The sequence below is a fragment of the Acinetobacter nosocomialis NIPH 2119 genome, assembly GCF_000368085.1.
GTDB classification, from domain to species: domain Bacteria; phylum Pseudomonadota; class Gammaproteobacteria; order Pseudomonadales; family Moraxellaceae; genus Acinetobacter; species Acinetobacter nosocomialis.
In genome coordinates this window covers 2,264,187-2,275,770 of record NZ_KB849239.1, presented here as the reverse complement: position 1 = coordinate 2,275,770, position 11,584 = coordinate 2,264,187, and the positions used below count along the sequence as shown (strand labels likewise).

9 protein-coding genes are annotated in these 11,584 nt (G+C 37.9%); 8 read left to right on the top strand and 1 reads right to left on the bottom strand.

Annotated features, from left to right (window positions below):
• Nucleotides 1-111: 111 nt before the first annotated feature.
• Nucleotides 112-984: a 5'-methylthioadenosine/S-adenosylhomocysteine nucleosidase gene (locus F984_RS14485; protein WP_004710355.1), complete on the top strand. Its 873-nt coding sequence runs from the start codon at nucleotides 112-114 to the stop codon at nucleotides 982-984.
• Between the two features lie 30 nt (nucleotides 985-1,014).
• Here F984_RS14485 and F984_RS14480 read toward each other — a convergent pair whose 3' ends face one another.
• A complete protein-coding gene (locus F984_RS14480) occupies nucleotides 1,015-1,581 on the bottom strand; it encodes a DUF2062 domain-containing protein (protein WP_004710354.1) in 567 nt (188 codons plus the stop codon).
• Between the two features lie 355 nt (nucleotides 1,582-1,936).
• On the opposite strand from F984_RS14480, the gene F984_RS14475 reads away from it, so the two are divergent.
• The 7 genes from F984_RS14475 (at nucleotide 1,937) to F984_RS14445 (ending at nucleotide 11,577) form a co-directional block, all read left to right on the top strand.
• Nucleotides 1,937-2,530 carry a LysE family translocator gene (locus tag F984_RS14475; protein ID WP_004710352.1) on the top strand — a complete coding sequence of 198 codons (594 nt, stop codon included), beginning with the start codon at nucleotides 1,937-1,939 and terminating at the stop codon, nucleotides 2,528-2,530.
• Nucleotides 2,531-2,643: 113 nt separating this feature from the next.
• Nucleotides 2,644-3,213 (top strand): dCTP deaminase, encoded by a 570-nt coding sequence (gene dcd / locus F984_RS14470; protein WP_000985728.1) that lies wholly within the window; start codon nucleotides 2,644-2,646, stop codon nucleotides 3,211-3,213.
• Between the two features lie 310 nt (nucleotides 3,214-3,523).
• Nucleotides 3,524-5,002 carry a hypothetical protein gene (locus tag F984_RS14465; RefSeq protein WP_004710349.1) on the top strand — a complete coding sequence of 493 codons (1,479 nt, stop codon included), beginning with the start codon at nucleotides 3,524-3,526 and terminating at the stop codon, nucleotides 5,000-5,002.
• Between the two features lie 231 nt (nucleotides 5,003-5,233).
• Complete coding sequence (locus F984_RS14460; RefSeq protein ID WP_004710347.1) at nucleotides 5,234-7,276, top strand: hypothetical protein; 2,043 nt, start codon at nucleotides 5,234-5,236, stop codon at nucleotides 7,274-7,276.
• Nucleotides 7,277-7,291: 15 nt separating this feature from the next.
• Nucleotides 7,292-8,020, top strand: a complete 729-nt coding sequence (locus tag F984_RS14455; RefSeq protein ID WP_004710345.1) for a DUF6160 family protein — start codon at nucleotides 7,292-7,294, stop codon at nucleotides 8,018-8,020.
• A 32-nt stretch (nucleotides 8,021-8,052) separates the two neighbouring features.
• On the top strand, nucleotides 8,053-10,464 hold the full coding sequence (locus F984_RS14450; RefSeq protein WP_004710343.1) for a DUF6160 family protein: 2,412 nt from the start codon (nucleotides 8,053-8,055) through the stop codon (nucleotides 10,462-10,464).
• A gap of 159 nt (nucleotides 10,465-10,623) precedes the next feature.
• Nucleotides 10,624-11,577 (top strand): DUF6160 family protein, encoded by a 954-nt coding sequence (locus F984_RS14445; RefSeq protein ID WP_002050373.1) that lies wholly within the window; start codon nucleotides 10,624-10,626, stop codon nucleotides 11,575-11,577.
• The last annotated feature ends 7 nt before the right edge of the window (nucleotides 11,578-11,584 follow it).

Here is an 11,584-nt window from a genome sequence, read left to right as displayed (position 1 = left end):
TATTGGTTGGTTAAAAGAAAAAATTAAATTACTGAATCTAAATAACAAAGCTGAACTTGAAATTGGCATATAGATTGCTACTTTACGCTTTTAAAAAGAAATAGGTGAGAAATGCAATTTAAATATACTTTTGGCGTTATCAGTTTATGTAGCGCTTTATTTTTTGTTGGATGCAACGATGATCATTCAACAGTGTCCCAAACAACGCCAGTTGAAGAGCAAAAACAGAAATTACAGCCGATTATTATTCAAGGCGCCTTACCTGTAGAGTCAAAACAGATGGCTTCTAAATTACAGAATGTGACTGTTGAAACAGTAGGTGGGTGGACGTTCTGGAAAGGAACCTACAATGGTTACCCAATGGTGATTTCTAAAACACGCATGGGCATGAGTAACTCTGCTGCTGCAACAGCTTTGGCCATTGAGCGCTATAAGCCGATTGCAATTATTAATCAGGGGACGGCAGGTGGTCATGACCCAGATTTACACGTTTATGACATTGTTTTAGGAAAATATGCAACTAATATTGGTGCGTTTAGAACGCCTAAAGAGCCATTAGGTGGCGGTTCAAACTCACTTACATGGGTTGAGGCCTTTGATGTTTTGCCAACAGATGAATCTGACCCAGAACCGATCGCAATACGCAAATTTGAAGGTGACCAAGAGCTCTTAATGGCGGCGCATAAAGTCCGTTATGATAAAGGTGAGGTAGTCGAAGGAACGATTGGCTCGGCAGATGTTTGGAATAATGAGCTTGACCGAATTCAATTTTTCCATCAGCGTTATAGTACTTCTGTTGAGGAAATGGAAGCAGCATCTGTTGCACAAATCGCAAGTCAGTTTAATGTTCCTTTCTTAGGAATTCGGATTTTATCTAATAATATTACTAATAATGGAGCGTATGATCCTGGTACAGGAGAGGCTTGCCAAGACTATGTGCTTAATGTGGCAGAAGAATATATGAAATCTAAACTACCAAAATAATAATTTAACTATAGGCAAGAAGATGGGTTCTTATAGGGCATCTTCTTGTCTTTTATGACCAGGTCTACTTTTCCAATTTCGGATGACCATCCAACGCCAGAAAATTTCAGTCACTATGTACAGTATCATTGCAAAGACAAAAGCTTCAACTATAAGCCCGGTCATTAAAATTTTAGCGAGGCTGAAATCTATATGACCATGACCCAAATGAGTAATCCATCTAGAAATCTGATGAAGTACGCCTAGGAGCATCTTTTTATTGATCATATGTACATGATAAATATGCGAACCAAACCAGAATCCAACATATAAAATAGGAACTAATGTGAGAGGGTTACTAAGCCAAGCAAGCATTAGGCTGATGGGTAAATTCACCTCAAACAGCAATACGGCCATCACAATAAAAACGCTATGAAATGGAATAGGCAGTAAACCAAAAAATGTTCCTACAAAAACCGCTCTTGTAATCGATTTACGGTTGACATACCAAAGCACTGGATTAAGGGTTTTTTGCCCAAAAATCCTTAAAAATTTCATATTTGAAACTTTCTCTGGAGAAGGAAGCCAAGACTGAAAAAATTGCTTTGCCATAATCATAGAATAGTAGAGTCTGGTGACTCATATAAACACAAAAAAACAATATATTAATTGAAACTTATTAAAAGCTTAAAAATTAAACTTACTGCTGTAATAATTCATTATAGATCTTTTCAACTTAAAAATAGATTTAAAATAAAAATACTTATATTACTTAATACAATTTGGCACGCAAAGCTCGACAACTGACTCTAAAGTTTTTTAGCTTAAGCTTCTTTACTTTTTTGTATCTATTTGTTTAATAATAATATTTACTTTTACCGTGTTAGTGTTTTAAAAAATCGTCTTACAATTAGATTTTGCCTTCATAAAAGATATCTATTAATCTGAGATGACTACATTGTGAGGTCATTCAATGATTTCATGGCTTTTTATTGGCTTAGTTGCCACAATTTTACTTACCCCAGGCCCAACCAATACTTTACTGACATCATCTGGTGTACAAGTTGGTTTTAGGAAGTCTGCTAAGTTAATTCCAGCAGAAGTTCTTGGATATATAATTTCTATTTCAGCTTGGGGCATGTTAATCGGGAAAGTTTCTTCAACACTTCCTTTCTTACCTCCTATGCTTAAATTGCTAAGTGCTTGTTACATTATTTTTTTAGCGATTAAGTTATGGCACACAGCAAATCAACAATTTGAGTTAGATCAGCCAACTATTCGACCACGTGAATTGTTTTGTGCAACTCTATTGAACCCTAAAGCATTACTTTTTGCTTCTGCAATTTTTCCTGTTACAGCATGGACTGATTTTCATATTTATCTCATTCATATGCTGGCTTATTTGGCTTTAATTACACCGATTGCTTTATTTTGGATTTTTTTAGGATCAATCTTGGCGGCTAATAAAGTAAGTTGGTTAAATCAGACGAATTTACAAAAAACAGCTTCGCTGGTTTTGGTCAGCTTCTCAATTCCGATTAGCTATTCTGCTTTATTAAACCTTTAAAAGTCTTGCTGGGCTATTCTTGTCACGAAGAGTAGCCACCATTGTTTTCATAATTGCTTTTTTACGTTAAAGTACGTCGCAATCAATGAAATTACCTTTTGGATAGAAAATACATGGCTATTAAGTCTGATCGTTGGATTCGCGAAATGAGCGAAAAACACGGCATGATTGAACCTTATGCAGAGAATCAAGTCCGTTTTGATAAGAATGGCGAAAAATTGATTTCGTACGGGGTCTCTAGCTATGGTTATGACGTACGCTGTGCACGTGAATTTAAAGTTTTCACCAACGTACATTCTGCAATTGTTGATCCGAAAAATTTCGATGAAAAAAGTTTTATCGACATTGAGTCTGACGTTTGTATTATTCCGCCAAACTCATTTGCCTTGGCGCGCACAATTGAATATTTCCGCATTCCACGTAATGTTTTAACTGTATGCTTGGGTAAATCAACTTATGCACGCTGCGGTATTATTGTAAATGTGACGCCTTTGGAACCAGAGTGGGAAGGTCACGTTACTTTAGAGTTTTCAAATACGACGAACTTACCTGCACGTATTTATGCGGGTGAAGGTGTTGCACAAATGTTGTTCTTTGAAAGCGATGAAGTTTGTGAAACATCTTATAAAGACCGTGGTGGTAAATACCAAGGACAAACTGGCGTTACGCTTCCTAAAACCTAAGTTGTTTTAAATTAGATTAAATTCTAAAAAATGGGTCACTTGAAGTGGCCCATTTTTGTTGAAAAATAAAGAAAGTGGCATTCATCGGAATATTTATAAATGGACGTTTTCTTTTGTAAAAAATGATATAAAATGATCAATAATTGATTTGTTTCTTTGAGTTGTATCACACAATTTAAATGGACTTAAATCATAAAAATCAGATATCGGCATTTCTTTGTTTATTCAATTTAAGATTAGATTAAAGAAAGGGAAGCCAAATAAAAAGAAATTAAATTAGATTATGCCCCCAAGGATACGGAGGTCGGTCATGCGACAGTTTAAGTCTCTTCATTTAGCTATTCTAGCACTTGGAAGTTTATGCTTTTCTTCAGCTTATGCTACGTCTACCTTAGTTCCAATGTCTGATGCTGAACTATCTGCAACCCGTGGCCAAGCGTTAATGAGTATGTCTTATATTGCACCTACTGATTCGGCAAACTTGGAGAAACTACGCGATAACAGCAGTAATATTGGTTTTTATAAATTAGGAATGGAAGCCCAGTTAGAAATCAATACTAATATTCGAAAACTTCAGTTGGGCTGCGGTGGTGTAAATGGGGCTGGTGGTTGTGATATCGATATTGATAATTTAAGTTTAAGTGGACAAAATTTTGATACCAATGGGAACCCATTGCCCATGTCTAATGAAGATCGTGCCTCATCTTCTGCAGTATTAACGAATCCATTCATTGAATTTGCTGTTAAGAACCCAACCTCAGCTTCAACACGTGAAGTAGTTGGTTTAAGGCTAAGTGCTGAAAAATTTATTGGTTTATTAACGGCAGGTACTGAAAATACAACGACCCCGAATGGGATCAACTCCATTTCTGGTTATATGAAGGTTCAGTCTGACAGTAGTGGTTTGATTAAAGGTTATGCTACAACTTCGGCTACTCGAGATAATTTATATGGAGCAAATGCAGTAACAGGCCGATTGCAGGCTTTGGGGTTGGGGGGTGCTGCTGAGGTAAGTTTTATTACTTCTGATGGTGGATTTAATATTCCAGGTATTCAAAATAACTATTTTGAAATCGCGCCCATTCAAGTTAATGGTAATCGGGTTACCTCAAAAGTTTTATCTGCTCCAGTAAAAGTGCCTAATATTTATGTAGGACATAGCAGTTCTTATCCAGTGGATGGTACTGTGCAATATAATGCAGCAGGCCCACATGATCCAGCTTATCCTGAACCAACAGGCATTTACACTCAAGGCGGTAGAGTAGAAGCTACAGTAACAGACTGTAGCTTATTAGCATGTGTCATTGCGGGTAAAGGTGCTAAATTTCCGAATGTGTATATGAATGGTACCATTTCAAATATTACTGCAAATTTAAATTTAACCCAGTCATTGGGTCTTATTCATAATTTACCAATTAACTCGCCAATGTATCTGGCACTGCAAAATCAAATGTTGCAGTGGCCTGGAGCAAAAGCAGATGACGTAGCCCAAAAGGGCTGGTGGATGTCTTTTGCAAATCCAGTTAATGTAGGTAATATCATTCCGCAAGATGCAATTGATATTTCACCATTATTCCCGCAAATTTCAACTGCTGTTTCTGCATATTTACAAGCTAATCCTGCTCAAACTTCTGACTTGGGAGGTTTGTTAAAACTAGGGGATCTGGATGTAAATATTGGTACGATTGATTTAAAAAATAGCCCACTTACACTAAATTTAAGTAATTTACAGTTAACGAATCAAAACTTTAAACCAAACTGTCATGGTACGAATTTAACCTTTTGTTAATTGTGAGAAATTAGGTTGATCTGATTTTCATTCATCGGAAAATTAGCTTTTTATGCGCTTTCTTTTGCATTTGTGCAAATATTCCGCATAATAGAAATGTGGAAAAGTTGGCAATATCTATTTAGATTTGCCTTCTGGTCTAAGGTGAAAAGGATATATTCACCTAGCATCAAGGATTGTTAAAGAAAAATAAATATGGTGCACGGCATCGTATAAAACAGGAAGGTCAAGATGACTACACTTAATTATACGGTAAGGTTTCAAAAAACCGTTTTGGCAAGTTTAATTGGTCTTTTCATAAGCCAATCGAGTTTCGCTCTTGAAGAACTTTCTGATGCCGGTTTAAGTGAAACTACTGGTGAAGGTATCGCTATTTTACCTCAAAATACTTATATGGTATTTCGTGGGGCAGGTGCGAACGAAACCGCAAGTCAAATTTTAACTGACCGTACTAAAGATACAGGTTATATCAATTATGTACCTGTTGGGCCGTTAAGTATGACGGCGGCAGATACCAATAAAAATGGTACGATTGATTCTGGTGACCGTGCAGTAGGTAAAGCTGATATTTTTCTTTATGGTTTAGCTCTTTCTAAATCTGATAACGATACTAATAGCCGTCTTGCATCTACCGATACTGCGGCCGCGATTTCGAGCTGGGGTACTGCTGTTAATCCATGGATATTCAAAGTCGCTACTCAGAACCTTGTACCTAATTTTAGTGCTGCTACATGTAGTGGCGCGAGTGATTCTTCTTGCCAAGTAACGTATTTAGCCTTAGAAGCACCTTTATACGAGGTAGGAACAAGAGATACGGCAGGGCTTGATGCATATAAACTTAAATTAGGTTTATGGTCAGATATTTTTGTTCGCAATCCAAATAAAATTAATGGTGCGACAGATCAGTTTAATTATGGCGACTCAAATGGTTTGATTGGTACGAGTACTGATGCAAGTCGCGCGAATCGGTTACGTTTACAAGGTATCTGGAATAATTTTAGTTTAAATGGTAGTCGTCTACAGCTCTTCCAAACTTTGGGAGGTGCGACATCTGCAAATGGATTGAGTCCATTTTATAATAATACTCTAGGCTTCGCAGGTGTTGTGCGTTTAAATAGTGGTGATGCCTCTAATTTGAGAGCAACAATTACTTCAAATACTCCAACAACGACAGTAGGCCCATGGGTAAATCGTTATAGTACTCAATATACTGGTGCTCCTAGCAATAGTTCACCAAGTTCAGATTGGTTATATCGTATTCGCAGCCAGACTACTACTGTTACTTCAACTGGATCATGGACTGCTCCAACAGATAGTGCAATGGATAATGTACTGCGGTTGAGTACTCGTGAATCTGGCACTGGGCAAGGTAATCTCATTACTCCTGCTATTAATGGTGGGCTTGCACCAACCTTCGATGCTAATGAAGGTCTATATCTTTATAATCCGAATATTAATCTTGTGTTAGGTTCTTTATATCAACCACTCGTTTTAAGCTCAGATGGTAAAAACTTTAGTTTAGAGCTTGCACGTATTCCGAATAAGCCAGAAATTTATAAGAAAATCTATACTGATTACACTGGAACAGATAGTACTTACCTTGGTTCTACCTGTAATGTTTATCAATGCGGTACCAATGTAACCTTAGGTGGAAAAACTTATCAAGGTTCTAGTGCAACGCATAGTAGTATTTCTATCGGTTCAACTGTTTATAACTCGACAAATAATACATTAGAAGCCTTTAAAGGGAACAATACTCAAGATGCAGTTGGTATTTCATTTGGGAAACTACCAACAGGAACGATTGCTGCTGTAACACAAGTTAAAAATTTCTATCAATTACAAAATCAGGAACGACGTGGAGGCAGCTATAATTGTGGATTTTTAAACTTAGGAACTTGTTATGATACATGGCAATACCGTACAGCATCAGGTTGGACGGGAAATGCTGGCTCAGGCTTAAGATTTGACTCTCAAGGAGCAAACTGGGCGAATATTGATAGTACCTCTTATTATAACCCGACAACCAACACGACAGGGTATACCACTACCGATGCAGGGAATGGGGCTCAGTTTGTAGTACCAAATGGTACACCTTTACCTGATGCACTTTACAATAATGGACGTTGGTATACGACTACACCAAATGCAGATTTAAACACCTATAAATTATCAGGAGCACAAATTAGCTCTTCAATTAGCAATAATATGGGTTCAGCAGTCATTGATGGTGTTTTAATCCAACATTTAAAACTCACCACAAAAGGTCTATAAGAGGAGGATAATGCGATGAAAAAAATAACTGCTTTACTCCTCCTTACTCTTTGGGCAACTGCGACTCATGCAGAATTACAAACTTTGGACAACGACGCTTTACAGGCGATTAATGGTCAAGCTGGTGCTGATTTGTCTTTAATGCTTAATTTAAACCAGACCAGTAACGGTATATTTGATAATGGTAGTGGCGGCGTTTGTGAAAACGTAGAGTTCTGCCACATTGGTTTAGCAATTAATAAACGTTTTGTGCAAGCAGATGCAACTAAGCCAAGTGGTTGGGCTGAAAATAGTGATAGCGGTAATAAGCTTTGGTTGGTGTTTAAAGGTGTACAAGGAACTTTAAACATCCAAAAAATGGGTTTGGATGGTGCTGATTTGAAGTATCTTGATAAAACCAATACCGAAATTATAAAACCTGCTATTCAACTTAGTTTTAGTGCAGCACAACCGATTTTAATTCGTAACTTTGGTTTTAATGCTTTATCCATTGAGCAAGATAACTTTACAAGTTCAACAACGACCCAAGGTTCGAGTACGAATATGTATGATTATGCATATTTCAAAAAACCAACGTATGCTGCAACTGCAAACAGTGCGACTCAGCAAGTGGCCACAGCAACGCCTTCAGCCTATGACTATGGACGTGAAACAGGTTTTATGGGTTTAATGATGAACGGCAACTTGGCTATTCAAGGAAAAGTCATGGTGTTTAGCTGTGATGGTAGCCATCCCCGTTGTTAACGGTTAATGTAGATTTCAAAGGAACTGAAGTGATGAACAAAAATAAAGAAAGTCACGGCTCAAAGTTTATTTTAAATACATTAACAGCCAGTATGTTGTTAGTGAGTGGACAAGTTTTTGCTTTAGAAGCTTTAACCGATGCCGATCTGAGTGCAGTCAATGGTCAAGATGGGATCTCAATTCAAACGACTTTCAACGAAATTAATGTTGATAATGCTTATTGGGATGATCATGCGGGCACGCCAACAAGTGCTGATCAGGTTTTAAGAGCTCAAGCGAGCGGTGTAAAAATACAAAAAAGTAATGCCTCTACACAATCTTTAGGAACGAACTACCGTTTAGATGTGGGGAGTAATACGACTACAGGTAAAGCTGGGGTCGATTTTTCTATGCAAAGTAGTCCATCCCTCATTACGGTAAATAGCGTGAAGGTTTGTAATAGTTCTGCTACATGCTCACCTACGTTAGGGCAGTTGGCTATCCAAACAACATCACCTTTAAATCTAGCATTGACTACTCAAGATGGCCTGTTTACTCCAAATAGCCAGTCAAATATGACATTGGGTATAAATAACGCAAATATTTATTTAGGACAGTTAGATGCTCGTAGTCAACTCAACCAACTAATTTTAAAGAATTTTAACTTTAATTTTGTGGGTAAAGGTGTCATGTTTATTGACCCTATCCGTGGCTTAGTTTTACAAACTAATACTGGGTCAAATGTGGCTGCTATAGGACAAACACCAAATAGTACGTATGGCTATGTCGACTTTAATCGGGTGGCAGACTCAGCTTCGGGTTTAACGGCAGGTACCTATGTTGATAGCAATGGCAAAGTGACTAATTCAGGTCTGAACATTGAAGTAATGCTCAGTTCTAATGTAGATAAAACCAATCCTTATGGGCTAGATGCTACGAATACACCGCAAAATTCAAAAGGTTTAATTCGTGTAGGCGCAAGCGGACGTATGGTAAATAGTTATTTACAAGTCCGTGGTATGGATGGCTCTTCGGACACGACAACCTTAGGTACAGCAAATACTGCCTCAGGCACCACCTCAAGTAATAGTATTTTGGGTAATACTGGAATTGCCTTTCGTATGAAAGGTGAGTTCACTAAAGATAACGATTCTATGCTAGGCGCCGATGGCAAAGCCACGACTTTAGAAATTGGTGGGGCAGGGCTGAATGCTTATGGTTTTGAGTTTGGTAATTTAACTGGGCTGAACTCAGCTACACGTGGTTACTTTGATAGCGGGAATATTTATCTAAATCTTGCTGATACAAAAACTTTATTAATGCCGAATAACGCAACGTTAAATGCAATTCGTTTAGGATCTGGCACTTTAACAACCGCTGCCGATTATCAACATAATATTCACCGGGATACGGTGACTAATCCATTTAGTCTAATTCTTGCGATGCGTGGAGCAGAGTTTCAGGCATTTTCTAGACGTGGTCGCTTTACTACCAGTGCCAATGTCGCTGCAGCTAATCAATTTGCAGATAATGGCTTAAGTAACCAATGGGGCTTGGCTTTACCTTTTTATAACTTAAATGCCAATGCCGCAGTTTATGGGGTAGATGCACCAGCGAATAGTGCTTTTTACTATACAAAAGATGCTAATGGTAGACCTGTTCAGAATGCTGTAGGTACCTCGGGAACGACTTCGCGTTTAGGATTTGGTGTTGCTGTTGGCACAACAGGACGTGACTCAGGCGGTACAAAAACAACTTCAATTTTATTAATTGATGGTTCTCCAAATGCCAATAATGCGGGTAATCCTACCGACTACTATATGGGCTTACGTAATATCGATATGTTCTTAAAAGGTAATGGCACTATCGGTTTAGAAAATGGCAGTTTAAATATCGGTTTAAAAGATATGTTACTTGCCTTATCAACTGAAATTGCAGCGGGTTATTTACCTGGGGCTAAATATAAATCTTGTCCAGCAACAGGATCTTGTACCTCACCAATTGATAACTTTGCTCGAAATAACGATGTTTTATTTGGTTTAAAGCTGCGTTTAGGCGGAGATCTTAATTTATCAATAGTGCCAAACAGTTCAATTGCCGATGGTAGTGCGCTCACTGTTTTGGGTGATTTTACAATGCCTGCCACAGCAACCGGAAACTCAGTTCAAATTAGTGACCCGATTGATGGCTCTGCAATTGGTCTGGAGAACATGACTGGAAAGCTTGCGTTCAATACAGCATTAGTTGTTGGAAAAGACAGTGCGAGCGGACTAGGCAAAGTGGGTGTAAATACCGCAGTGTACTTTAACCCTGATAAGAACATTGATGGTGCTTTACGTGTTAAAGATATTAATTTCTATCCACCTTCAACAGGGGCGGGCGCACGTTTAGGTGAACTTGCAATTACTGGTGGACGTTTAAATAGTAACTTTAGCATTGTGCCGAGAAATGGTGCTTTTAACTAATAAATAAAAGTGGAGATATCGCCACTTTTTTTAAATTTAATTTTTGAATGTGATTGGATTTGCATTCGTCGGGTTATAGGGATAATTGTTTTGTACTCATCTATTATTCTGATAATCTGAACAAATAATAAACGTTTGTCTCTTAAGGATTAGAGCAACATGAAAAATAAAAATATAGCCTGCTGGTTATTATTTGCCAGTAGTTCAAGTGTTTTTGCGATGCAGCCTTTAGATGACCAAAGTCTGTCAGCGACGACGGGTCAAAATGGTTTAACGCTAGGCATTCAGGCAGATAAAGTTAAATTTAATCAAGTCGCCTTGATTGATACCAATGGTATTGCGTCTACGTCTTACAACAGCAAAGCTGGTCTCGTCATTGCGGGGAACTCTACTAATCCTGTTCCAAGTATAGAATTTATTAAAGCAGCTGTATCGACCAATCCGTCTTTCAATATTGCTATAGATACCGATGCAGGTGCAGGTAAGCCTTTTGTGAACTTGGCTGTCACAATGGGAAGTGACGTCAATGGTATTCGGCTTACACCATTTTCAGTTTATTTAGCGCCTAATACATCAGTTTCTAGTCCTTCGGATTATGCGGTGACTAGTTATGCACCAAAATCAATTTTCAGTTCGGGAACAACGGTAAATACAGGAGTGAAAGAACTTATTCGCTCTACCGGAAATTTAGATATTAACTTTGTACAGACCAATAAACCTCGTTTAAACATTCAATTGGGGCATGCTGCCCAGTCTGTCATGGTCAAATTTGGTGGAGCTATTCAATCGATTTGTTCTGCTGCATCTGGTTGTCCAATTACTTTAGTTTCTGATAATACCGGTGCGAATTTTGGATTTAAATTTGCGGGAACAAATACATCTACAGGATTTGTTCTTGATGGGTTTTATGCTGGAGTTGACCCAACAGGGCTAACTTTTGGCAATACAGGTGTCTCTAGTAAATTTGATGCATCACTTAACAATATAACTTTAGGAAATGCGGGAATACAAAGTCCAACAACGTTTAATAATTTACCTAATGGGTCGATGGGAAGTTTTGGAGTCACGGGTGCTTCGGTAACCGACTTTAAAATGAAAGTAAGTGGTTTTTAAAAATAAT

Coding starts and splice junctions, on each gene's coding strand:
- F984_RS14485 (WP_004710355.1), top strand. CDS start 112: ATGCAATTTAAATATACTTTTGGCGTTATCAGTTTATGTAGCGCTTTA.
- F984_RS14480 (WP_004710354.1), bottom strand. CDS start 1,581: ATGATTATGGCAAAGCAATTTTTTCAGTCTTGGCTTCCTTCTCCAGAG.
- F984_RS14475 (WP_004710352.1), top strand. CDS start 1,937: ATGATTTCATGGCTTTTTATTGGCTTAGTTGCCACAATTTTACTTACC.
- dcd (WP_000985728.1), top strand. CDS start 2,644: ATGGCTATTAAGTCTGATCGTTGGATTCGCGAAATGAGCGAAAAACAC.
- F984_RS14465 (WP_004710349.1), top strand. CDS start 3,524: ATGCGACAGTTTAAGTCTCTTCATTTAGCTATTCTAGCACTTGGAAGT.
- F984_RS14460 (WP_004710347.1), top strand. CDS start 5,234: ATGACTACACTTAATTATACGGTAAGGTTTCAAAAAACCGTTTTGGCA.
- F984_RS14455 (WP_004710345.1), top strand. CDS start 7,292: ATGAAAAAAATAACTGCTTTACTCCTCCTTACTCTTTGGGCAACTGCG.
- F984_RS14450 (WP_004710343.1), top strand. CDS start 8,053: ATGAACAAAAATAAAGAAAGTCACGGCTCAAAGTTTATTTTAAATACA.
- F984_RS14445 (WP_002050373.1), top strand. CDS start 10,624: ATGAAAAATAAAAATATAGCCTGCTGGTTATTATTTGCCAGTAGTTCA.